General features: G+C 66.3%; 18 protein-coding genes. 12 read left to right on the top strand and 6 right to left on the bottom strand.

From position 1 onward, the window contains the following. Positions 1–147: 147 nt before the first annotated feature. From bamA to lpxB, 6 genes are all read left to right on the top strand, one after another. Positions 148–2,574, top strand: a complete 2,427-nt coding sequence (gene bamA, locus ACT54L_RS21650; protein ID WP_476087712.1) for an outer membrane protein assembly factor BamA — start codon at positions 148–150, stop codon at positions 2,572–2,574. Between the two features lie 98 nt (positions 2,575–2,672). Next, the gene (gene lpxD / locus ACT54L_RS21645; RefSeq protein WP_476087711.1) at positions 2,673–3,740 is read left to right on the top strand and encodes a UDP-3-O-(3-hydroxymyristoyl)glucosamine N-acyltransferase; all 1,068 of its coding nucleotides are present in this window, start codon (positions 2,673–2,675) and stop codon (positions 3,738–3,740) included. Then, positions 3,737–4,228, top strand: coding sequence for a 3-hydroxyacyl-ACP dehydratase FabZ (gene fabZ / locus ACT54L_RS21640; protein WP_476087710.1), 492 nt, complete (start codon positions 3,737–3,739; stop codon positions 4,226–4,228). Before lpxD ends, fabZ begins: the two co-directional genes overlap by 4 nt. Position 4,229: 1 nt before the next feature. Next, positions 4,230–5,036: an acyl-ACP--UDP-N-acetylglucosamine O-acyltransferase gene (gene lpxA, locus ACT54L_RS21635; protein ID WP_476087709.1), complete on the top strand. Its 807-nt coding sequence runs from the start codon at positions 4,230–4,232 to the stop codon at positions 5,034–5,036. A 1-nt stretch (position 5,037) separates the two neighbouring features. After that, positions 5,038–5,931 (top strand): LpxI family protein, encoded by an 894-nt coding sequence (locus ACT54L_RS21630; RefSeq protein WP_476087708.1) that lies wholly within the window; start codon positions 5,038–5,040, stop codon positions 5,929–5,931. Further along, a complete protein-coding gene (lpxB, locus tag ACT54L_RS21625; RefSeq protein ID WP_476087707.1) occupies positions 5,931–7,106 on the top strand; it encodes a lipid-A-disaccharide synthase in 1,176 nt (391 codons plus the stop codon). The genes ACT54L_RS21630 and lpxB overlap by 1 nt, the downstream gene beginning before the upstream one ends. A 128-nt stretch (positions 7,107–7,234) precedes the next feature. Here lpxB and gltA read toward each other — a convergent pair whose 3' ends face one another. From gltA to ACT54L_RS21610, 3 genes are all read right to left on the bottom strand, one after another. After that, positions 7,235–8,545 (bottom strand): citrate synthase, encoded by a 1,311-nt coding sequence (gene gltA, locus ACT54L_RS21620; protein ID WP_476087706.1) that lies wholly within the window; start codon positions 8,543–8,545, stop codon positions 7,235–7,237. Between the two features lie 292 nt (positions 8,546–8,837). After that, a complete protein-coding gene (locus ACT54L_RS21615) occupies positions 8,838–11,480 on the bottom strand; it encodes a glycosyltransferase (protein WP_476087705.1) in 2,643 nt (880 codons plus the stop codon). A gap of 213 nt (positions 11,481–11,693) precedes the next feature. Next, positions 11,694–12,146, bottom strand: a complete 453-nt coding sequence (locus ACT54L_RS21610) for a hypothetical protein (protein ID WP_476087704.1) — start codon at positions 12,144–12,146, stop codon at positions 11,694–11,696. Positions 12,147–12,329: 183 nt separating this feature from the next. Between ACT54L_RS21610 and ACT54L_RS21605 the strand changes: the two genes are divergently transcribed. Beyond that, positions 12,330–13,955, top strand: a complete 1,626-nt coding sequence (locus ACT54L_RS21605) for a glycoside hydrolase family 17 protein (RefSeq protein WP_476087703.1) — start codon at positions 12,330–12,332, stop codon at positions 13,953–13,955. Here ACT54L_RS21605 and ACT54L_RS21600 read toward each other — a convergent pair. Further along, positions 13,915–14,295: a hypothetical protein gene (locus tag ACT54L_RS21600; RefSeq protein WP_476087702.1), complete on the bottom strand. Its 381-nt coding sequence runs from the start codon at positions 14,293–14,295 to the stop codon at positions 13,915–13,917. The genes ACT54L_RS21605 and ACT54L_RS21600 overlap by 41 nt on opposite strands. 178 nt (positions 14,296–14,473) lie before the next feature. Between ACT54L_RS21600 and glmU the strand changes: the two genes are divergently transcribed. Further along, on the top strand, positions 14,474–15,823 hold the full coding sequence (gene glmU, locus ACT54L_RS21595; protein WP_476087917.1) for a bifunctional UDP-N-acetylglucosamine diphosphorylase/glucosamine-1-phosphate N-acetyltransferase GlmU: 1,350 nt from the start codon (positions 14,474–14,476) through the stop codon (positions 15,821–15,823). Positions 15,824–16,013: 190 nt separating this feature from the next. Further along, positions 16,014–17,837 carry a glutamine--fructose-6-phosphate transaminase (isomerizing) gene (gene glmS, locus ACT54L_RS21590; protein ID WP_476087701.1) on the top strand — a complete coding sequence of 608 codons (1,824 nt, stop codon included), beginning with the start codon at positions 16,014–16,016 and terminating at the stop codon, positions 17,835–17,837. Positions 17,838–17,964: 127 nt separating this feature from the next. Here the strand turns inward: glmS and ACT54L_RS21585 are convergent, their stop codons facing one another. Beyond that, the gene (locus ACT54L_RS21585; RefSeq protein WP_476087700.1) at positions 17,965–18,324 is read right to left on the bottom strand and encodes a YbaN family protein; all 360 of its coding nucleotides are present in this window, start codon (positions 18,322–18,324) and stop codon (positions 17,965–17,967) included. 23 nt (positions 18,325–18,347) lie between these two features. Continuing rightward, on the bottom strand, positions 18,348–20,441 hold the full coding sequence (recG, locus tag ACT54L_RS21580) for an ATP-dependent DNA helicase RecG (protein ID WP_476087699.1): 2,094 nt from the start codon (positions 20,439–20,441) through the stop codon (positions 18,348–18,350). A 105-nt stretch (positions 20,442–20,546) separates the two neighbouring features. On the opposite strand from recG, the gene ACT54L_RS21575 reads away from it, so the two are divergent. The 3 genes from ACT54L_RS21575 (at position 20,547) to ACT54L_RS21565 (ending at position 23,969) form a co-directional block, all read left to right on the top strand. Continuing rightward, positions 20,547–21,200 carry a protein-L-isoaspartate(D-aspartate) O-methyltransferase gene (locus ACT54L_RS21575; RefSeq protein ID WP_476087698.1) on the top strand — a complete coding sequence of 218 codons (654 nt, stop codon included), beginning with the start codon at positions 20,547–20,549 and terminating at the stop codon, positions 21,198–21,200. A gap of 267 nt (positions 21,201–21,467) precedes the next feature. Further along, positions 21,468–22,601, top strand: a complete 1,134-nt coding sequence (locus tag ACT54L_RS21570) for an alpha/beta hydrolase (protein ID WP_476087697.1) — start codon at positions 21,468–21,470, stop codon at positions 22,599–22,601. Between the two features lie 267 nt (positions 22,602–22,868). Continuing rightward, on the top strand, positions 22,869–23,969 hold the full coding sequence (locus ACT54L_RS21565; protein ID WP_476087696.1) for a peptidoglycan DD-metalloendopeptidase family protein: 1,101 nt from the start codon (positions 22,869–22,871) through the stop codon (positions 23,967–23,969). The last annotated feature ends 234 nt before the right edge of the window (positions 23,970–24,203 follow it).

The raw sequence follows: 24,203 nt of genomic DNA, 5'->3' as shown, positions 1-24,203 counted from the left end.
GGGCCACGGTGGTGGGAAAACCGGAAGCCGCTGGTGTGTCAGGCGTTTGCAGCACGGTGAAAAGCCTGTACAAGCGCCACGGAAGGTCAGAATCCGGACGCTTGGCGCCCGGGCTCATGGACAACGAAATTTGAGGTTGCGTGCCATATGACTGCTCCGATGCGGGTTCTCGTGAAGCTGGCCGCCACCCTGGGCATCGCGCTCTCTGTCGCGACGACCTCAATGGCGACCGTTTCACTCCTTTCGGCGAGCCCTGCGGCTGCGCAGTCCTCCAGCTCGATCATCGTCGAGGGTAATAAGAGGGTGGATTCAGACACCATCCGCTCTTATTTCGGCACCGGGCCGCTGACGCCGGTGAAGATCAATGAAGGGCTTGCGGCCCTTTATGCTACCGGCCTCTTCTCCGATGTGAACGTCTCCCAGCAGGGCGGCCGCCTCGTGGTGCGGGTGTCCGAGAACGAGGTGATCAACCGGATCGCCTTCGAGGGAAACAAGAAGATCAAGGATGACGTCCTTCTGGGCGAGATCCAGTCCAAGCCGCGCGGCACCCTGTCCAAGGCGACCGTGCAGGCCGACACCCAGCGCATCATCGAAGTCTATCGCCGCTCTGGCCGCGACAACGTGCGCGTCAATCCGGTGACCATCGACCGCGGCAACGGCCGCGTGGATCTGGTCTTCGAGATCACCGAGGGCGAGAAGGTCGGCGTCAAGGACATCAAGTTCGTCGGCAACAAGGCCTTTTCGGACTACAAGCTGAAGGACGTCATTTCCACGTCCACCACCAATTGGCTCTCCTTCCTCAAGTCCACCGACGTTTATGACCCCGATCGGATCAATGCCGACCAGGAAATGCTGCGTCGCTTCTATCTGAAGAACGGCTATGCGGACTTCCGCATCCTGTCGGCTTCGGCGGAGCTGGAGCCCGACGGCAAAGCCTTCGTCATCACCTTCGTCCTGGATGAGGGCAGCCAATATAAGTTCGGCAAGGTTGACGTGGTCTCCAACATCCGCGACGTCCCGGCCGCCAATCTGCGCAACGCCCTGCGCGTTGCCGAGGGCCAGATCTACAATGCGGAGCTGGTCGAGAAGTCGGTGGAGAACATCACCATCGAAGTCTCCAAGAGCGGCTATGCCTTCGCCCAGGTGCGCCCCCGCGGTGACCGCGACTTCGAGGCCAAGAAGATCAATGTGGTCTTCGTGGTGGAAGAGGGGCCGCGCGTTTACATCGAGCGAATTGAAATCCGCGGCAACACCCGCACCCGTGACTGGGTTGTGCGTCGCGAGTTCGATATCGGTGAAGGCGACGCCTATAACCGTGTGATGGTGGATCGGGCGGAGCGCCGGCTGCGCAACCTCGGCTACTTCAAGACCGTCAAGATCACCACCGAGCCGGGCTCTGCCCCCGACCGCGTGATCCTGGTGGTGGATGTGGAAGACCAGCCCACCGGCGAGTTCGCGGTGTCCGGCGGCTACTCCACCTCGGACGGCTTCATCGGCGAAGTCTCGCTGGGTGAGAAGAACTTCCTCGGCCGCGGTCAGTATGTCCGCATCGCCGGTTCGCTCGGTCAGTACGCTCAGGGCGCCGAGTTCTCCTTCACCGAGCCTTACTTCATGGGCTATCGCCTGGCGGCGGGCTTCGACCTCTACTGGAAGGAGACCAGCGCCACCAGCTATACGTCGTATGGCTCTGAGACGATCGGTGGCGGCATCCGCTTCGGCCTGCCCATCACTGACGAAGTCACCCTGGCCCTGCGGTACAACCTGTATTCGCGCACCCTGACCTTGGGTTGCGACGACTATGCAGGCACCATTTATGGCACCACCATCTATGCGGTGTGCGCCGGGCAGGCTTCGTGGGCGGTCATCGAGGCGGTGGCGCAAGGCACGACCATCACCTCGGTGGTTGGTTACACCCTGTCGTTCAACACGCTGGACAGCAACATCAACCCCACCAGCGGCATGTACGCCGAGCTGAAGCAGGACTTTGCCGGCCTCGGCGGCGACGTGAACTTCATCCGCACCACGGGTGACGTGCGCTACTACTACCCGCTGATCAATGACTGGGTCCTGATCCTGCGTGCCCAGGCCGGCTACGTGTCTGCGTGGGGCAATAACGACCTCCTGATCATGGACAACTTCTTCAAGGGTCCTGATCTGGTTCGTGGTTTCGCGCCCTCCGGCATCGGCCCGCGCGACATTGCCTCTCTCCAGCTCGACTCGCTGGGTGGTACGGCATATTGGGGCACCTCGGCTGAAGTGCAGTTCCCCATTGCCTTCCTGCCCAAGGACGTCGGCCTGAAGGGCGCCATGTTCTTCGACATGGGTTCGCTGTTCGACTATACCGGGTCGACCACCTTTGCGGGCGCTCCGGTCTATACCTGCCCGTCGGGCTCCAAGAATGCCACTGGCTCCGTCTGCGTGGCCGACGACAATGGCATTCGGTCGTCTGTGGGTGCGAGCTTGATCTGGCAGTCGCCGTTCGGTCCGCTCCGCTTCGACTATGCCTATGTCCTCTCGCAGGCCCAGTACGACCAGACGCAGGCCTTCCGCTTCTCGGGCGGCACCAAGTTCTGATATCAGGTCCCGGAGGTCGGGCGCCGGCGTGCACTGCGCCCGGCGCCCGTTTCACGTTTAAGCATCGGCATCGGTGCAGACCAAAAGCGATATCCTTCATGAGCGATCCCACCTTTTTCCCCCTGCCAGCGCCGCTCGGGCTGGACGAGGTGACCGCTCTGAGCGGTGCGCGGCTCTTCGGTGAGCGTCCCGCTCACGCCCTGGCCATTACGGGTGTTTCCACTTTGGCCGATGCCGGGCCAGGGGATCTCGTCTTCTTCGACACGCCCCGCTATCTGCCCGCGTTCCAGGAAACCCGGGCCGGGCTGTGCATCACCACGGAGAAGTTCGCCCCGAGTGCGCCCTCCGGCGTGACCATCCTCGTCTCTCCCCGCCCGTCCCAGGCCTTCGTGACGGTGACGCGGACCTTGTTTCCCAGTGCACTGCGGCCGCAACCCATTTTCGGGCATAAGGGCGTTGCGCCCGGCGCCTTCATCCATCCCTCCGCGCGCCTGGAGGATGGCGTGACGGTGGATCCCGGCGCCGTGATCGGCCCAGGAGCGGAAATCGGCTCGGGCAGCGTCATCTGCGCCAATGCCGTGCTTGGGCCAGGGGTACGCATCGGCCGCGACACCGCCATTGGGGCCGGCGCCACCTTGATCCATGCCCTGGTGGGAAACCGCGTGATCATCCATCCGGGGGTGCGGATCGGCCAGGATGGATTCGGCTTCCAGCCCAGCGCCCGTGGCCATCTCAAGGTGCCGCAGATCGGCCGTGTGGTGGTGCAGGACGATGTGGAGATCGGTGCGGGAACCACCATCGATCGGGGCGCCCTGCGCGACACGGTGATCGGCGAAGGAAGCAAGATCGATAATTTGGTGCAGATTGCCCACAATGTGGTGATCGGGCGCCATTGCATCGTGGTATCGCAGACCGGCATCTCCGGCAGCGCCACGCTGGGTGACTTTGTGATGCTGGGTGGCCAGGTGGGCGTGATCGGCCACGTGACCATTGGCGACGGCGCGCAGATTGCCGCGTCCAGCAATGTGAAAGATGACGTGCCGGCGGGGGTGCGCTGGGGCGGGTCGCCGGCCAAGCCCGTGCGGGAATGGTTCCGGGAAGTGGCGACGCTGAAGAGGCTCGCGGAGGCGGGCGCCAGACGGGCTGGGGAGGATAGCGGGTCATGAGCGAGGCACAGGTTTCAAACACGACGGAGCGTCCGGTGAGCCTGGGAAGCGCCGGCATCCAGAAGATCATGGCCTGCCTGCCGCACCGCTACCCGTTCCTCCTGGTGGACCGGATCGACCAGATCGACGGGGACCAGTCCTGCGTCGGCTATAAGAACGTCACCGCCAACGAGCCGCAATTCCAGGGCCACTTTCCGGGCAATCCGGTCTATCCCGGCGTCCTCATCATCGAGGGCATGGCCCAGACCGCAGGGGTGATCTGCATCCTGTCCAATGGCGAGCCCGGGCCCGGCTTTGCGCCGCTCGTTTATTTCATGACCATTGACGAGACCAAGTTCCGCCGGCCGGTGGGCCCGGGGGATGTGCTTGAATACCACATGACCAAGGTGGCGCGCCGCCGTAACATGTGGTGGTATCGCGGCGAAGCCCGCGTGGCGGGTGAATTGGTGGCCGAGGCCAAGCTCGGCGCCATGATTTCTGGACTTTGACGTGCCCATCATCGACTCCACTGCCCGCGTCTCGGACGGCGCCACCCTTGCCGACGACGTGGTCATCGGCCCCTTCTGCATTGTTGGGCCCGACGTGACCCTCCAGGCGGGTGTGCGCCTGCGCTCCCATGTGAATGTGGAAGGCGTCACCACCATTGGCGCGCGCACGGAGGTCTATCCGTTCGCGTCGCTTGGAACGGCGCCCCAGTCTGTCCATTACAAGGGCGAGCGGACCGAGCTGGTCATCGGCATGGACTGTGTCATCCGCGAGCATGCCACCGCCAATATCGGGACGGCCGGGGGGCACGGGATCACGCGGATCGGCGACCGCTGCATGATGATGACCGGCTCCCATGTGGGCCATGACTGCAAGGTCGGCGACAATGTGATCTTCGCCAACAATGCGGTGCTGGGCGGTCACGTGGAGGTGGGGGACTTTGTCTTCCTGGGCGGCCAGTGCGCGGTTCACCAGTTCACCCGCATCGGTGCCCAGGCCATGATCAGCGGTCTGACTGGCGTGCGCGAGGATGTCATCCCCTTCGGCTATGCGCTCGGCCAAGCGGCACGGCTCGTGGGCCTGAACACCATCGGCATGAAGCGGCGGGGCTTCGTCAAATCCGACCTCCATGCCGCCCGCGCCGCCTATCGCGACCTGTTCTTCGGGGAAGGCGTCTTTGCCGAGCGCCTGGCGCGGCTGCGCGAGCAGGCGGAACGCTCGCCGTTTGCGGCCGTGATCGTGGATTTCGTGGATGCCGGCGGCAATCGCGCGCTCTGCCAGCCGTCCCGCGGCGTGGTGTCTGAGGACTAGCATGGATGCGTCCCCTGCATCCCGCCGGGGATCGTCACGCCTGGGCACCGCCGTGGGTCCCCTTGGCATCGTGGCGGGGGGCGGTGCCTTCCCGGCAGCGGTGGCGGATGCCGTAGTGGCCAGTGGCCGCCCGGTGCTGCTCTTCCTGATGCAGGGCTTTGCCGACCCGGCCCTGGAGCGGTTTCCCCATCATTGGTTCAAGCTCGGCTCGCTCGGCACGGTGACCGGCAGGGCGAAGGCCGCGGGCGTGCGGGAAGTGGTGATGGTGGGCAACCTCACCCGGCCCCGGGTGCGGGACCTGGGGCTGGACTGGACCATGGTCCGCCTGCTGCCTCGCATTGCCCGCCTATTTCGAGGCGGGGACAATCACCTTCTGTCCGGTGTCCTGCAATTGGTGGCAGAGCAGGGCTTCACCTTGATCGGTGCCCATGAGGCGGTGCCATCTTTGCTGCTGCCGCAGGGCGTTCTCGGCAGCATTCAGCCCTCTGACCAGGACCGGATCGATGTGGGCCTTGGTCTTGAGGTGATCCGGGCGCTCGGTCCCTATGATGTGGGGCAGGGCGTCATCGTCGTCGACCGCTTTGTGGCGGCTGTGGAAGCCGCCGAAGGAACGGACGCCATGCTGTCCCGCTATGGCTCGCTGCGCGCGAGCGGGCGCCTGCGTTTCCCTGCCGGGCGCGGGGTTCTGGTGAAGGCGCCGAAGCCCGGCCAGGACCGCCGGGTGGATCTGCCGTCCCTCGGCGCTGCCACCGTCCGTGGCGCCGCTGCTGCGGGGCTGGGCGGCATCGCCTTCGAGGCCGGCGGCGCCATCGTGCCGGATCCGCAGGAGCTCATTGGCGCCGCCGATGCGGCGGGGCTTTTTCTCATGGGCGTGCCCCTTGTGGGGGAGACGTGATGCCCGTTCCGGCGCGGCCGCTGCGGGTCTTCGTCATTGCGGGCGAGGAATCGGGCGATCAGCTTGGCGGGGCCCTTATGGAAGGTCTTGCGCGCCTGGCACCGGACGGGGTGACCTTTGACGGTGTCGGGGGGGCGCGCATGGCTGCTGCGGGCCTCGTCAGCCGCTATCCCATGGATGATCTCACGGCCATTGGCTTCGGCCAGGTGCTGGGCAAGCTGCCCTTGATCCTGCGTCGGCTGAATGAGACGGTTGAGGCCGTCTGCGCGGCTGCGCCCGACGTTCTGGTGCTGGTGGATGCCCCGGACTTCACCCACCGCGTGGCGGACCGGGTGCGCCGGCGGGCGCCGCATATTCCGATCGTCAAATATGTCTCGCCCACCGTCTGGGCGTGGCGTCCCGGGCGTGCGCGGGCGATGCGCCCGTCCATTGATCTTCTGCTGGCCCTGCTGCCGTTCGAGCCGCAGGTGCATGAGCGCCTGGGAGGGCCGCCCACCCTTTATGTGGGGCATCCCCTGCTGGAGCGCCTGGGCGATCTGCGTCCCGCGCCGGATGAGGCGCAACGCCGGTGGGAGGCACCGGCCCGCGTGCTGGTCCTGCCGGGCAGCCGCCGCAGCGAAGTGGAGCGGCTGGGGGACGTGTTCGGCAAGGCCTTGGGGGAGGTGGCCAAGGGTCGGGGGGTGGAATTCATCCTGCCAACCTTGCCGCGGCGATTGCCCCAGATCGAGGCGCTCACCGCCACCTGGCCCGTGCGCCCGCAGATCCTGACCGACGAAGCGGAGAAATACGCGGCCTTTCGCACCGCGCGGGCGGCGCTGGCGGCCTCGGGAACGGTCACCCTGGAATTGGCGCTCGCCGGTGTGCCGACCGTGGCAGCCTACCGGGTCGCCGCTTGGGAAGCCGTGATCGCTCCCTATATTCTGACCATCCCGAGCGTCCTTTTGCCCAATCTGGTGCTGGGCGAGAATGCCATGCCCGAGTTCCTGCAGCATGATTGCACGCCCGAGAAGCTGGCCGGAGCGCTTGGGGCGCTTCTGGACGACGGGGCGGCGCGGCGCCGGCAGGAAGAGGCGTTCGCGCGCCTTGACGGCATCTTTGGCACGCAGGAGGCGCATCCGAGCGAGCGGGCGGCGCGGGCGGTGCTGGATTTGGTGGCGAAACGCACCAGCGCCTGATTGCCCGATGTCAGTCCAAAGAAAAAAGGCCCGGATCGATCCGGGCCTTTTCGTTTTCCAGTCGTGAGGTTCGCACGGTTAAAGGCCGAAGCGACGGAACTAGTCCGCCGCCTCGGCCCCTCCCGAACTCACTTGCGCTTGGACATGGGGATATAGTCGCGCTGGGCGGCGCCGGTATAAAGCTGGCGGGGACGGCCGATGCGCTGGCTCGGATCCTCGATCATTTCCTTCCACTGGCCGATCCAGCCCACGGTGCGGGCGAGAGCGAACAGCACCGTGAACATGGAGGTGGGGAAGCCCATCGCCTTCAGGGTTATGCCGGAATAGAAATCGATGTTCGGATAGAGCTTCTTCTCGATGAAATACTCATCGTGAAGGGCGACGCGCTCCAGCTCCACGGCCACGTCCAGCAGCGGGTCGTCCTTGATGCCGAGCTCGCTGAGCACTTCATGGCAGGTGCGCTGCATGATCTTGGCGCGCGGGTCGTAATTCTTATAGACCCGGTGGCCGAAGCCCATGAGACGGAACGGATCGTTCTTGTCCTTGGCGCGATTCACGAATTCCGGGATGCGCTCGGGACGGCCGATCTCGGTGAGCATCTTCAGGGCCGCTTCGTTGGCGCCGCCGTGAGCGGGCCCCCAGAGGCAGGCGATGCCGGCGGCGATGCAGGCGAAGGGGTTGGCCCCCGACGAGCCGGCGAGACGCACGGTGGAGGTGGAGGCGTTCTGCTCGTGGTCGGCGTGCAGGATGAAGATCTTGTCCAGCGCCCGGGAAAGGGTCGGCGAGACCTTGTACTCTTCGCACGGCACGGCGAAGCACATGTTCAGGAAGTTCGCCGTATAGGCGAGGTCATTCTTGGGATAAACGAAGGGCTGGCCGATCGTGTACTTATAGGCCATCGCCGCCAGCGTCGGCATCTTCGCGATCATGCGGATGGACGCAATCAGGCGCTGCTGCGGGTCCGAGATGTCCGTCGAGTCGTGATAGAAGGCCGACAGGGCGCCGACAGAAGCCACCATCACCGCCATCGGGTGGGCGTCGCGGCGGAAGCCCTGGAAGAAGCGGTTCATCTGGTCGTGAACCATCGTGTGACGGGTCACGGAGTGATCGAAGTCCGCCTTCTGGGCGGCGGTGGGCAGTTCGCCGTAGAGCAGGGTGTAGCAGGTCTCAAGGAAGTCGCCATTCTCGGCCAGCTGCTCGATGGGATAGCCACGATACAGCAGCACGCCAGCGTCACCGTCGATATATGTGATCTTGCTTTCGCAGGACGCCGTCGAGGTGAAGCCGGGATCATAGGTGAAGAGCCCGGTCTGGCCGTAGAGCTTGGAGATGTCGACCACATCCGGGCCGATGGTGCCCCCGTTGACCGGGAAATCCCAGCTCTTCTCACCGATCGTCAGCTGAGCTGACGTTACACCGGACTGTGTTGTGGTGGCCATGAGGTCTCCCATCTATTGTCTGGGCGTATGGTACCACTTTCGCGACTGCGAAGGGTCTCGTGGGCAGTCGTAAACCGTCCCCATTTTTGCCGCAAGCGTGACCGTGCCCCACATGAGGGCACGAGACGCGGAATTTGCACGAAGACGGAAGGATCAGGCGGCAAAGCCCCGTGGACGCAACGTCAGGGGATGGATGCATTAGCCGAAAAGTGAAACCGGGTAACGGTTCAAAAACGAAAAAGCCCGGCCGGAGCCGGGCTTTCCGAAGCGTGGTCTGGTCAGATGCAGTGCATCAATCGGCCAGCGCGGAAGGCGGCTGGCTCGCCCGCAGCCGGCGGGGGAGGGCGACGAGCCGGGCGCGCAGCGACCGCCACGTGGCGAAGTCGTTGAGCCGGGACTGCTCCGCGAGGCCAATGATAGCTGCGGCCAGGAACGGCAAGCTCTGGATGACCAGGGCCAGGGCATAGAAGTCCACTTCCCGCACCACATGCCAGTTGGTCATGTGGAGGCCGATTCCGCTCACCAGCAGCGCCACACCCACCACGGCCTCGGGCAAGGCCGGGAAGGAGCGGGCGGCACCCGCCAGCCAGTTGCCACCCTTCGCCGTGCGGGCGAAGGCCAGATCCTTGTAGCGGAAGCCGTCCACCACGGCCTTTGCCACCGTGAACTGGACCGCCATGGCGGCAATGGCCGCGCCGACCATGCGCAGCGGCGTGGTGGCCACCCGCAGCCGATACAGCGCGACGAAGTGCAGCACATAGACCGCGAACGTCGCGATGATCGGGAAGGTCAGGACATAGGCGGGCACGGCAATGCCCAGCGCCAGGACGAAAGGCACGAACAGGAGCGACAGCACCGCGGCCAGAGCTCCGATCGACTCGGCGCCGAGCCAGGACACCCAGCCGAGCACAAAGTGCCGGCGCTGGGCGGTGGTCAGGCGCGAGCGGTTGGGCAGGAAGCGCGACCAATGCTTGCGGATGATCTGGAAGCCGCCATAGGCCCAACGGTGACGCTGCTTCTTGAACGCCTCGAAGGTGTCCGGCAGCAGGCCCCAGCCGTAGCGACGACGGGTGTAATGGGTCTTCCAGCCATTTTCCGCGATGGACAGGCCAAGGTCGGTGTCTTCGCAGATGGTGTCGGACGACCAGGAGCCGGCCTCCATCATGGCGGCGCGACGGATCAGGCACATGGTGCCGTGGACGACAATGGCGTCGTCCTCATTGCGCTGGACCATGCCGATGTCGAAGAAGCCGGCATATTCGGCGTTCATCGCCTCGTGCATGGGGCTGACGTGGCCGTCGCGGTGATCCTGCGGCGCCTGCACAAGGCCCACGGTCGGGTCCTCGAAGACGGGGACCAGATCCTTCAGCCAGTCAGGGTGCACCACATAGTCTGCGTCGATCACGCCGATGATCTCGGCGTCCGGCGCGGTGTGCTCCAGGGCGATGCGCAGGGCGCCGGCCTTGAAGCCCGACATCTTCTCGATGTTGAGGAACTTGAACCGGCTCCCGAGGGCCTCGCAATGGGCGCGGATGGGCTCCACCATCGCCGGGTCCGGCGTGTTGTTGAGCACGATCACGCATTCAAAATTGGGCCATTCCAGGCGGGAGACGGCATCCAGCGTCTGCTTGAGCATCTCCGGCGGCTCACGATAGGCCGGGATATGGATGGACACCTTCGGATGCCGTCCGGAAGCGCTGCGCGGACGCATGTCTACCAAGCGGGTAGGATTGCGGCCGAAGGCGATCGCCGACAATTCTTCAACGCGATAGAGCAGGACCACCACCAGCGGGCCAAGCAGGGCGAGGCTGATGATGAGGGTGACGAAATTGCCGCCCGTCACATAATGCGTCGCCCAATAGTCCACCACGATGGCGATCCAGGCGCCCACGCCGCTGGCGGCGGCGCCAAGCACCAGCCCCTGGGAGGCGGTCATGCGGCCGAGCCGCAACATGGGCAGGCAGAACACCACGCCGAGCAGGATCGCAAGGATGGCGGTGCGCTCGAAGGTCTTCTGGGTGAGAGGGCCGGACAGCGAGAACTTCAGGTGGCGATCGGCATCGAACACGCCCCAATACTGGCCCACCGAGCCCTCGAAGCTCTTCCAGGGTGCGTCGAAGGCCTCGATGATGTTGTAGTCGATGCCCAGCGCGTCGGCGCGGGTGGTGAAGGTGCGGATGACGTTGGCCTGGGCGATCTCGCCGGGCACGGCGGCATCGCGGTTATAGCCGGCGCTGGGCCAGCCGAACTCGGCGATGACGATGCGCTTGCCGGGATAGGCGGCGCGCAGCCGGTTGTAGATGTCGATGGAGCGGTCCACCACCTGCTCGGCGGGCACGCCTTCCCAATAGGGCAGGATGTGCGCGGCGATGAAGTCCACCGCAGACACCAGCTCAGGGTGGTCAAGCCAGACGTTCCAGATTTCGCCGGTGGTCACCGGCACATTGGTCTGGCGCTTCACCTTGCGGATGAGCTGGGCCATTTCCTCGGCGCTCTTCTCACCGCGGAAGATGGTCTCGTTGCCCACCACCAGGGCATCGACATTGGAATTCTGCTTGGCGAGCCCCACCGCGTTCTGGATCTCCAGCGCGTTACGGGTCTCGTCCTTGTCGATCCAGGCGCCCACCGACACCCGCAGGCCGCGCTCGGCAGCAATCGAGGGGATCAGCTCAAGGCCGCCAGTGGAGGAATAGGTACGGATCGCCTTGGTGTAATTGGCCACCGCATCCACGTCGGAGCGAATCTGCTGCGCGGTCACCGCCGGACCCTTGTCCGGGTGCCGCACATCTCGGCTGTAGGGCGCGAACGAAAGCGAGGCGAAGCGCTCCGTGATCGCCGGAGCGTCCGCCTGGGGACGCAAGGAATACCACACCGCGGCGTGGAACCCAGTCACAACCGCAATGATCGCTGCCGCAGCAGCCAGCCCGGGACGCATGGCAAGACCCATTCGAAGGGATTCGAACCGTGAACGCTGACTTCCGGCGACGGTTCCAGCCGAAAGCCACGGGACACTCTTTCGACCTGCCCCCAACGGTCGGCAGTGCCAGTTTTATCTGGCACCGCATCGAGACTCTAAACCTCTCATAACAAGAGGTAAATGCCGACTGTGGCAGACGTTCGGCGCCGCCGGGGCGGCGCCATGATCTAATTATTGCGCAGGTGCAGCAACATAGTCGGGATTAACCCAACATTGCTGCACGCGGCCGGGCAGGCGCTCTTGCGTTTTTGGATCGATGTTGCCTTGGCGCACCAGGCAGCGGAAGGCGAGCTTCAGGTGCTCGGTGGGGCATCCGAAACGCTCATAGAGCTCCATGTGCCGACGGGCGGTATCGATATCGTCGCGCCACAAAAGCGTGGCGATGCGACGCCCGGTCCAAACGCATTCCGGCTGGCCTGCGGCCCCCGGAAGAAGCTTGGCAGCCTCGGCGAACTCTTCCACCGAGCGACGCTGCGCCTCGCGGGCGGCCTGTTGCTCGGGGGTGAGCTGCTCCGGCTGGGGCGGCTTCTGGTCGGGATTGGACTGCGCGGCCAGCGGACTGGCGCAGGCGAGGAGGATAGCGCCCGCAAGAAGCGCGAAACGAAGACGGTCCATGACGGCCATGAGTTTGATAGGCGGGGAACGGAAATCTTTCCGCGACGCCAACTTAGAAGAATGTTGCGAATTTGTCAGCATGACGGCAGCGCCGACGAGACGGTGTCCGTGACGGCCGAGCGCGCCGGCTTCACAGGTCCCGCCGAAGCCGCTATGTCGCATCAAAGTGCGGCGTGAGGAGGCCGAGCGGCCATGGCGTATTTCCTTCGGTTGCCGGCATTGCTGTTCCTGGCCGTGGCTGTCCTTGTGGTGGCGATGTGGGCCTGGATGGGGCGGCCGGTCCCGATGCCGCCCTCGCCGCTGGCCGCGGGCGAAAAGCTGCCCTGCGTCTCCTACGCGCCCTTCCGCGACGGACAGTCGCCCCTCGACCGATCCACCATCATTCCCGAGCAGCAGATCGACGAGGACCTGGCGCAATTGTCCAAGGTGACCGCCTGCGTTCGGACCTATTCGGTCGAGCTCGGTCTCGACAAGGTGGCTCCGCTGGCCCGCAAGCACGGCCTGAAGGTTCTACAGGGCATCTGGCTCGGTTCAGACCAGGCAAAGAACAAGCAGGAAATCGACGCTGGCATTGCCTTGGCGCGCGCCTACCCCGATACCATTTCGGCCCTGGTCGTGGGCAATGAGGTGATGCTGCGTGGGGAACTGTCCGCTGCAGACATTTCCGCCATTCTGAAGGATGTGAAGGCGCGCGCCGGCGGTGTCCCGGTCACCTATGCCGACGTCTGGGAGTTCTGGGAGCGGGCCAAGGCGCTCGCAGGGGACGTGGATTTCGTCACCGTCCACATCCTGCCCTATTGGGAGGACTTGCCGGTGTCTGCGGCCGAGGCCGGCCGGCATATCGACCATATCCGCCAGCATGTGGCGGACCAGTTTCCGGGCAAGGAGATCCTGATTGGCGAGACCGGCTGGCCCAGTGCCGGGCGCATGCGCGAGGGGGCTCTGCCCTCGCTGTCCGATCAGGCGCTGGTGATGCATGAGGTAGTGCGTCTCGCCAAGGAGAAGGGCTATCGGGTCAATGTCATCGAAGCCTTCGACCAGCCTTGGAAGCGGCGCAACGAGGGCACGGTCGGCGGGCACTGGGGGCTCATCGACGCGGGGACCCGGCAGGAGAAATTCCACTGGGGCCAGCCGGTCAGCGATCATCCGCGCTGGATGGTGCAGGCCTTGTCCGGGGTGGTGCTTGCGGCGGCAGCCTTCGGGGCGGCGCTCTGGGCGGCGCGACGCGCCCGCCGGGCGCCGGCGGTGGGGGAGTGGATCGGTGTCGCTGTCATTGCACTCGCTGGCGGAGTGACCATCGGCGGGACCTTGTCCCACCTGCCGCTGGAAAGCCTCGGCTGGGTGGGCTGGACGCGCAATTGTGCCTTTCTCTTGCTCTCCGTCGGCGCCACGCTGGTGGCTCCGGCGCTGGTGACGCAGGGCACCCCGCTTCACCCGCTGGCGTTTGCCCTCAATGGCGGCTATCGGCGTAGTGCCTCCTTGGGCGCGGCGATGGGGGCGGGGCTCTTGGCCTTGACGCTGCTCGCAGTGGGCGAGACGGCGCTCGAACTGGTGTTCGACCCCCGCTACAAGGATTTTCCCTATTTTCCCCTGACCCCGCCGGTCGCGGCGGTGCTGGTCTTGTGCGTGATGCGCCGGCCGGTGAGCGCGGGGGCGGGCATGGCGGAGCAGATCGCGCTCTTCGGTCTGCTGGCCGCCGGCATCTATGTGCCCCTCAACGAGACCTTGCAGAACTGGCAGGCGGCTTGGTTCGGCCTTCTGTCCCTGGCGCTTGCCTTTACGGTGTGGCGCGTCCGGGGCGGGCGAGGGAAAGGATGAGCAGCATGGTGGCGATCGCCGCCGCCAGATTGTTGTAGAGCACGAGCCCGATGCCGGAAAAAACGAGCCCGGCGGCCAGCATGGGTACCGACGGCCGGATGAGCTGGATCACCGCGGCCGCCAAAGCCAGACCGCCGAACACCGACCAGCCGAACAGGGCGATTACCACCGAGCGCATGCGGCAGGTCATGGTTTGCAGCCCCGCTTCGCAGGCAAGGCCCACCACGGAGGGCTCGATCACCAGGTAGCGCACATAAAGCGCCCAGCCGGTTGCCCCCATGGCGAGGGCGATCAGCCAGTTCAGGGCCCGCGGGCCGGGGCGGAAGCTGCTCTTGTCCACGGGGGGTCTCCGCTCGGTTCGCTCCTTCAATGCCACCGGCATCCGCTCGGCGCAATCGCGGGGCGGACGGAGCCTTTTCGGACGCCGCGCGGCGGGCTAATAGCCAGCGCATGGCAGCCGTTTGACGCGCGGTCGCCACGGCCCGCCTGGGGCTCGTGGGATGAATCAGGGGGTCATGATGAGGGAACGCAGCCTGCTCGTGGTGATTCTGGCCGCTGGTGAAGGCACCCGCATGGCCTCGCGCCTGCCCAAGGTGCTGCACAAGATTGCCGGCCGCTCCATGCTGCATCACGTGCTGGCCGCCACCCAGGCGCTCGGCGCTGGCAAGGTGGCGGTGGTGGTCGGACCCGATCGCGCGGACGTGGCCGCCGAGGCGCAGCGCATTGCGCCGGGTGCCCGGGTGTTCGAGCAGACGGAACGCCTCGGTACGGCCCATGCGGTGCTCGCCGCCCGCGAGGCGTTGGCAGAGCCGGTGGACGATGTCCTCATTCTCTATGCCGACACCCCCTTGGTGCGTCCCGAGACGCTGGAAGCGCTGCGCGCGGCATTGGCGCAGGGGGCCGCGGTGGCGGCGCTGGGCTTCCGCCCTGCCGATCCCAGTGGATACGGGCGCCTCATCACCAAGGGCGAGACCCTGCTCGCCATTCGCGAGGACAAGGAAGCCAGCCCCTCGGAGCGGCTCATCGATTTCTGCAACGGCGGGCTGATGGCGCTCGCCGGCGCTCACGCCCTGCCTCTGCTCGAAGCGGTGGGCAATGACAATGTGAAAGGCGAATATTACCTCACCGACGTGGTGGAGATCGCCAACGCTCGCGGCCTGGCGGCGGTGGCCACCGAGACCGGGGTCGATGACGTGGTGGGCGTGAACAGTCGCGTCCAACTGGCCGAGGCGGAGGCCATCCTGCAAAAGCGCCTGCGCCTCGCGGCCATGGCAGGCGGTGCCACTCTGGTGGCCCCCGACACTGTCTTCTTCAGCGCCGACACGCGACTGGGGCGGGATGTGGTGGTGGAGCCCCACGTGGTGTTCGGCCCGGGCGTGACCGTGGCGGATGACGTGACCATCCACGCCTTCTCGCATCTGGAAGGCGCCCGGCTGGAACGGGGGGTGAATATCGGCCCCTATGCGCGCCTGCGCCCCGGCTCCCACCTGGAAGAGGGGGTGCGCATCGGCAATTTCGTGGAGACGAAGGCTGCCCATCTGGAGAAGGGCGTGAAGGTCAACCACCTGTCCTACGTGGGTGACGCCCATGTGGGCGCGGACAGCAATCTGGGCGCCGGTACCATCACCTGCAACTATGATGGCTTCGTCAAATCCCGCACCGAGATCGGCGCCGGTGCCTTCATCGGCGTCAACACGGCCCTTGTCGCGCCGGTCACGGTGGGGCCGGGCGCTTATGTGGGGACCGGGTCGGTCATCACCGACGACGTGCCCGCCGATTCGCTTGCCCTTGCCCGTGGGCGGCAGGTGGTGAAACCCGGCTGGGCGGCGGAATTCCGCGCCCGCAAGAGCGGCGAGAAGGCGAAGTAAGAGATGAGAAATTACGACAAATGAAGTGATTGATGCACTGCGTCACGCCCGTGCTAGAGCCAGAACATCGCTCGGTGGAGGTTCCGCCGGGTGACAAGGTCTTCAGGCGGATGGGGATGGATTGCCGGGCAATCTGGCCGGCATCGGCGCTGCGGACCCTTTTTGACCCATCGACGGAGCGCTACCCGACATGTGCGGCATCGTAGGCATTCTCGGCAAGGGACCGGTGGCGGATAAGCTGGTGGAATCCCTGCGGCGGCTGGAATATCGCGGCTATGATTCGGCCGGCGTCGCCACGCTGGAGAATGGCCAGCTGGCCATCTGCCGCGCCGAGGGCAAGCTGCGCAACCTGGAGCACAAGCTGTTCCGGCATCCGCTTTCGGGCCATTCCGGCATCGGCCACACCCGCTGGGCAACCCATGGCAAGCCTTCCGAACGCAACGCCCACCCCCATGCGTCCAAGCGGGTGGCGGTGGTTCACAACGGCATCATCGAGAATTTCCGCGAGCTGAAGCTCGAGCTGGAAGCGGCTGGCGTTCATTTCCTGTCCGAGACCGACACCGAAGTGGTGGCCCATCTGGTGGATCGCGAGCTTCTCGCCGGCCGGGATCCGGTGGCGGCGGTGGGTGCCGTGCTGCCACGGCTCCGGGGCGCCTTTGCGCTCGCCTTTCTGTTCAATGGCAAGGACGATCTCTTGATCGCCGCCCGTCGTGGCTCGCCTCTGGCCATCGGATATGGGCATGGCGAGATGTTCCTGGGTTCGGACGCCATTGCGCTCGGCCCGTTCACGGACCTCGTTACCTATCTGGAGGAAGGCGACTGGGCGGTGCTGACCCGCGAGGGCGCCGTGATCCGCAATGCGGAGGGCGAGGTGGTCCATCGCCCCTCCACCCGCGTGCCCGCCGGTGCGCTGTTGGTGGACAAGGGCAATCACCGCCACTTCATGGCCAAGGAAATCTATGAGCAGCCGGAGGTGGTGGCGCACACTTTCGCCCATTATCTGGATCTTGCCGAAGAAAAAGTGGCGCTGCCCGATCTGCCGTTCGATCTTGCGGGGGTCCAGCACATCTCCATTACGGCCTGCGGCACCGCGCTTTATGCGGGTGCGGTGGCGGAGTACTGGTTCGAGCGCTTCTCCCGCCTGCCGGTGAGCACCGACATCGCGTCTGAATTCCGCTATCGCGAGACGCCGCTGCCGCCCGGCGGCGTGACCATCGTCATTTCCCAATCGGGTGAGACCGCCGACACCTTGGCCTCCCTGCGCTATGCCAAGGAGTGTGGCCAGAAGACCGTGGCGGTGGTGAATGTGCCGACCTCCACCATCGCCCGCGAGGCCGATGTGGTGTTGCCGACGCTCGCCGGCCCGGAAATCGGAGTGGCCTCCACCAAGGCTTTCACCTGTCAGCTGGCGACCCTTGCGGCGCTGTCTGTGGCCCTCGGGCGCGCCAAGGGCCTCCTGTCGCGGGATGACGAGCAGCGGCTGGTGCGGGCCATGATGGAAGTGCCCCGCCTGATGACCGAGGCGCTGAAGCTCAGCCCCGAGATCGAAACCCTCTCCCGCACCCTCGCGAAGGCGCGGGACGTGCTCTATCTCGGCCGCGGCACCAATTATCCCCTCGCCCTGGAAGGCGCGCTGAAGCTGAAGGAAATTTCCTATATCCACGCCGAAGGCTATGCCGGGGGAGAGTTGAAGCACGGCCCCATCGCCCTCATCGATGAGACCATGCCCGTCGTGGTCATCGCCCCCCACGACCGGATCTTCGAGAAGACCATCTCGAACATGGAGGAAGTGGCCGCCCGCGGCGGGCGCATCATCCTCTTGACCGATCCCGAAGGCGCGCGCCTTGCCAACGTGAACGCGATGCAGAAGCTGATCCTGCCGGAAATGCCGGCCACCATCGCGCCTTTGGTCTATGCAGTGCCGGTGCAACTCATCGCCTATCACACGGCGGTCATCATGGGCACCGACGTGGACCAGCCGCGCAACCTGGCGAAATCCGTCACGGTGGAGTGAACCCGCCGCCAGCGTGGCTTCGATTGCTTCAGGACATCATGGAAACTCTGAAGCGATCCAACTCTTTGTTTCGGCGCATTCCCTTAATGCGAGCCGGTTCTCCCTTCGCTCGGAAATGCTCGAATGGTCACTGATTGGGCCGGGTGACCATGAACACGGCCAGGGCCGAGAAGAGGATGCCGAGGCCGATCAGCACGGCGTCGGGCGCTCCGAAATACCAGGAGCCGGTCCAGGTGCCGACGAAGCTCGTCAGCGCGAGCAGCTTCACGGGCAGCGGGATGGCGCCCGTCTCCTGCCACCGCCGCACGCTCGGTCCCAGATAGCGGTGGTTGAGGAGCCAGGCCTCGAAGCGCGGCGAGGAGCGGGCGAAGCACCAGGCGGCCAGAATCAGGAAGATCGTTCCCGGCAGCATGGGCACGACCATGCCGATGGCACCGACGATCAGGAACAGCACGCCGGCCCCGAACAGGGCCCTCTGCCACAACACTTGCATCGTCCTCGTTTGAACCTTCAGCCCGCCGAGAGCAAGCGCATCGTGGCGTTGCTGTCGTGCAGATGGAGCAGCAAGCGCATGGGGAGCGAGGCTCGGCTTTCCAGCTCCGGATCGGCTTGCACCGCCTCATGGGCCAGGGTCCGCGCGGTGGCCACCAGATCCGCATGCATCTCCAGCCGCGCGATGCCGAAGCCGGGAAAGCCGCTCTGGCGGGTGCCGAGCACATCGCCTTCCCCACGCAGCCGCAGGTCTTCTTCCGCGATGGCAAAGCCGTCTTCGCTCTCGCGCAGGATTGCGAGGCGCGCCTTCGCAGTTTCGCTTAGGGGCCCCCGATAGAGCAGCAGGCACGTGGAGGCTTTGCTGCCGCGTCCCACGCGGCCGCGCAATTGATGCAATTGGGCAAGGCCGAAGCGTTCTGCGTGCTCGATCACCATCAAGGTGGCATTGGGCACATTGACGCCCACCTCGACCACCGTGGTCGCCACAAGCACCCGGATCTCCCCGCTCTGGAAGCGGGCCATCACCTTGTCCTTTTCGGAGCCGCTCATCCGGCCGTGGACGAGACCCACCGTGTCGCCGAAAACCTGTTGCAAGGTCTCGGCCCTTTCGCTGGCGGCGGCGAGGTCGGAGACGTCGCTTTCTTCCACCAGGGGGCAGATCCAATAGACCTGGGCGCCGGCCCGCAGCGCGCGGCCCAGGCCGTGGACCACCTCGTCCAGACGCTCCAGGGAGACGGCGCGGGTGTCCACCGGCTGGCGACCGGGTGGCTTCTGGCGCAGTTCGCTGTGGTCCATGTCGCCGAACAGGGTCAGGACCAGCGTGCGAGGGATGGGGGTCGCGGTCATCAGCAGCATGTCGGTGGCCGGCCCCTTGCGCGCGAGCGCCAGACGCTGCTCGACGCCGAACCGGTGCTGCTCGTCCACGATGGCAAGGGCGAGATCGGCGAAGGCCACGTCCGGCTGGATCAAGGCGTGAGTGCCGACCACCAGTTGGGTGCGGCCCTCCGCCAAGTCCTTGAGAATCGCCTCGCGGACGCGACCCTTTTCCCGCCCGGTGAGAATGGCGGTGGACAGGCCTGCGGCGGCGGCCAGGGGGGCGATGGTCTCGTAATGCTGGCGGGCGAGGATCTCGGTGGGCGCCATGAGCGCGGTCTGGCGATCCACCTCCGCAACCTCGGCGGCCGCCAGGAGGCCGACGACCGTTTTGCCGGACCCCACATCGCCCTGCAGCAGCCGCAGCATGGCGCGATCCGAGCGGATGTCGGCGCGGATCTGCGCCAGTGCCTGTTCCTGGGCCTCGGTGAGGGCGAAGGGCAGGGCGGCGAGGAGCTGGCGGGTCAAACGCCCGTCGCCCACGCTGGATCGCCCGCCGGCCCGGCTCTGGCGGCTGCGGACCAGCGCGAGCGTAATCTGATGCGCCAGCAATTCCTGGAAGGCGAGGCGGCGCCATGGGGCACCGGAGGGCACCGCGTCCGACGGGCTCTGCGGATGATGGAGACGGGCGAGGGCGGTGGCAAAGTCGGGCCAGCCCTGCGCCTCAAGAAGGGGGCCGGGCAGCAGCTCCGGCAATTTGGGGACGCGCGCCAGCGCGCCGTCCAAGGCGCGGCGCACATAGCCGCCGGCCAAGCCCTCCACCAGCGGATAGACCGGCTCGATGGCCGGCAGCTTGGCCAGGCCGGCCTCGTCCAGGATCCGGTCGGGATGGGCCATCTGCCGCATGCCGTCGAACAGAGATATGCGCCCGCACACCCAGCGCGTCGCGCCCAGCGGCAGGAGACGCTCGATGCGCGCGGCCTCGATGTTGAAGTGCACGACCGTCAGGTCTCCACTCTCGTCGGAGACAAGGGTGCGATGCGGGGCGCGCCGGCCGGGGGGAGGGGGATAATGGGCGTCCACCTGCACCTTCAGCGTGACATCCGTCTCCGGCACGGCGCCGGCGATGGTGGGGCGGGCGCGGCGGTCGACGAAGCCCGAGGGCATGTGAAACAGCAGGTCCAGCACTCGCGGCGCGTCCCGGTCCAGGAGCCGCGCAAAGGGGCGCTCCAGCTTCGGGCCGATTCCCTTCAGGGCGGTGATCGGCGCGAACAGGGGATCAAGAAGGGTCGGACGCATGGCCGGGAAAGTGGCCGAGCCTCCGGTCGGGCGCAAGGGGCAGGCGCCGGCGGCGCCCGCGGGGAAATCCTGCTAGGCTTCCGCCTCCGGGGTGGGAGAGGTGCGATGACGGATTCCGAGGCCGAGAAGAGAGAGCGCGCGGCGTTCGTGCTCGGCCTGCGCCATCGCGGCGTGCAGAGCGTCATGGTGCTGCGCGCCATGGAACTGGTGCCGCGCGCCTTGTTCGTGGACCCGGCGCTGCGTCCGCTGGCCTATCTGGACGTGGCCCTGCCCATCGCCTGCGGCCAGACCATGTCCCAGCCCACGGTGGTGGCAACCATGACCGAGGCTCTGGGGGTGAATGCACAGCATCGGGTTCTGGAGGTGGGCACGGGCTCCGGCTATCACGCTGCGGTTCTCTCTCACCTGGCTTCCGAGGTCATCACGCTGGATCGCTATCGCGGACTGGTGGTCGAGGCGCTGGTGCGGTTCGGCGTCCTGTCCCTGCACAATGTCGCCGCCTTCCATGCGGACGGGCGAGCGGGGTTGGCGGTGCGTGCGCCTTATGATCGGATCCTGGTGACAGCGGCCGTGCGGGCGGTTCCCGAGGCCCTGGTGTCGCAATTGCGGCCGGAGGGCATATTGGTGGCGCCGGTGGGCGAGGCCGACGGCATCCAGACCTTGACGCGCTTCGTGAAGACGCCCGCCGGCCTGTCCGGCACCGCCCTCATGCCCGTCAGATTTGCGCCTCTCACGCCCGGGATCGCCGGGGTTCTCTAGGTGTCCCCCCGTGACCCGCGGAGGGCGATGCTCCTGCTTGTGCATTGAAACACCGGGCCGCCTTCGCTATCGAAGCGGCGGGGGTGCGCCCGGCTTGGCCGGGCGGTGCTGTCGGAGCCTAACGTTTTGAAGTGCTGCACCGGCCCTCGGGCTTACCGCGCCCTCACGCTGTTCCTGCTCCCCCTTCTTCTGGCGGGGTGCGGCGGGCGGCCGCCGGGAGTCCTGGTGCCGGTGGAGGCAACCGTCCCGGGCGCCAGCACGGTTGAAATGATCGTTGCGACCACGCGGGCCCGGTCCAAGGGGCTCGACATGTATTCCGGCGAGCGGGGCACGGATCCCTCCTATGCCGAGATCACCGTTTCCATCCCGCCGGACAGCGCCCGCAAGGCTGGCGACGTGCAATGGCCGAAATCGGTGCCGGGCAATCCCGCAACGGACTTCGTGACCCTGCGCGCCGACGTGGTGAATGCCAAGGAAGCGCGCCAATGGTTCGACCAGCGCATCGCCCGCACCCCCCGTCGGCAGGTGCTGGTCTTCATCCACGGCTACAACAACCGCTTCGAGGATGCGGTCTTCCGCTTCGCCCAGATCGTCCACGATTCCCGCGCCGACGTGGTGCCGGTGCTGTTCACGTGGCCCTCGCGCGGCAACCTGCTCGCCTATGGCTATGACCGCGAAAGCGCCAGCTATTCGCGCGATGCCCTGGAGAAGCTCCTGACCCTGCTCGCCACCGATCCCGACGTGGGCGAGATTTCCATTCTCGCGCACTCCATGGGCAATTGGGTGACGCTGGAAGCCCTGCGGCAGATGGCGATCCGCAACAAGCGCATCTATCCCAAGATCAAGAACGTAATGCTGGCGGCGCCCGACGTGGACGTGGACGTGTTTCGCACCCAGCTTGCCGATCTTGGCCGCCCGCGGCCCAACCTGACCGTGTTCGTCTCCCAGGATGACCGCGCCCTTCAGGTGTCCAAGCAGGTGTGGGGCGGCGTGTCGCGCCTCGGCCAGGTGGACCCGGAAAGCGAGCCCTATCGCTCGGAGTTCATCACCAACAAGATCACCGTTCTCGACCTGACCAAGCTGAATACCGGCGACCAGCTCAATCACGGCAAATTCGCCGAGAGCCCGGACGTGGTGAAGATGATCGGTGCGCGCCTCGCCCAGGGGCAGGTCATGACCGACGGGCGCGAGGGAATCGGCGACCGCATCATCCAGGTGACCGCAGGTGCCGCCTCCAGCATCGGCACGGCGGCCGGCGTGGTGATTTCCGCGCCGGTGGCCGTGTTCGACCCGGCCACCCGCGACAATCTGGGCGCGCAGGTGGAACATCTGGGGACCAGCGTGAGCAGCACCGCCCGCTCGACCGGCGAACTGGTGACAACCCCGCCGGCCCTGCAATAGGGCATGTCGCATGTTGCCCGGCTGCAACAGGTGTGGGCAAAAGCCACAATTCCGCTGCGTTTAAGTCAGCGTTTACCGTTGGCATCCTTAACTCGCCTCACGTTCGTAGCGTGCGAGTACGGCCCCATGCTTCCTTCCTGCGAGTCCCTCGGATCCAGCGTCCTGGCAAAGCTCGCCTTTGCTGCTCTGCTGACAACTGCGCTTGCGGGTTGCAGCTCCGACTCCGCCCGCTTCGCGTCCCTCAACTCTCCCGTTGGGGGGCAGCAAGTGGCCTCTCAGGAGGTCACCGGGTCCCTGGGCGCTGCGCCCACCGGTCGCGTGGATTCCGGTCCCATCGGTGGCGAGCCCCTGGCCGCCGCAGCCGGTGCACCGCCCACCGCCTATGCCGCCCCGGGTGCGCCAGCGGCCCAGCCGCTCTCCGGCACCGCCGCCTATAACAATGCGCCGGCCTATGGCGCCACCTCCGTGCCGCGCCAGCCGGCCGGCGCCACCCACGTGGTGGTTGGTGGCGAGACTTTGACCTCCATTGCCCGCAGCTACAATACGACGCCCGCTCATCTGGCGAGCGTGAACGGCATCTCGACGGATGCCACCCTGCGGGTCGGTCAGACGCTGGTGGTGCCGCCCGGGGCCTCCGGCAATCTGGCTCAGATCCGCCCGGCGCCGACGCCGGCGAAGCCGTCCGTGGTGGCGGCGCCCGCTCCGGTCGCGGCCGCGCAGCCGGCCCCGGCTGCCGCTGCAGCGACCACGCCCACCCTGCAGACCGCACCCACCTTGGCGTCTACCCTGCAGCCCGCCAAGCCTGCCGCCAAGACCACGGCCGTGGCCGCCGCGCCGGCGACGCCCGCGGCTGCCGCGCCCACCTCCATCGCCGCCGCCACGGCTCCGGCTGCTACCCCCGCCACCACGGGCAAGGCGCAGGCGAGCGCCAATGTGAAGACTGCAGCTGCGGAAGAAGCCGAAGATGCGCCGCGCGCGCCCGGCTCCGGTCCCCAATTCCGCGCTCCCGTGCGGGGCCGGGTCATCTCGGGCTTTGGCCCCAAGCCCGGCGGTGCCCGCAATGACGGCGTGAACTTCGCCGTGCCGGAAGGCACCGCCGTGCGGGCCGCCGAAGACGGCACGGTTGCCTATGCCGGCAACGAGCTGAAGGGCTATGGCAATCTGGTGCTCATCAAGCATGCGGACGGCTATGTCACCGCCTACGCCCACAACAGCGAGTTGATGGTGAAGAAGGGCGACACCATTCGCCGCGGCCAGATCATCGCCAAGGCCGGCCAGACCGGGGGCGTGACCACGCCGCAACTGCACTTCGAGATTCGCAAGGGCTCCCAGCCTGTGGATCCCAGCCAGTATGTGGCGGGCCTCTGAAGGTCCCTCCAAGGGGAGCGGTCCGCTCCGGCCGGACCTGACAGTCACCAAATTGAAGATGCGGCCGGGCTCAGTCCCGGCCGTTTTCGTTTGGGCCGGTGCGGAGCAGTGTAGGGGGTGAACCCGGATGGCATACGGGGCAGCTGAAGGCCACGACCCAAAGGCGCGGTAGGATCAGTGGGACGGACCAAAGGGAAAGGCCCGCGTCCCACGCGTCGGTCTGAGGCCGTGATG

Source organism: Aquabacter sp. DMC10, assembly GCF_056314145.1.
The sequence above is the reverse complement of the archived record's forward strand: the minus strand, read 5'-3'. Positions and strand labels throughout refer to the sequence as shown.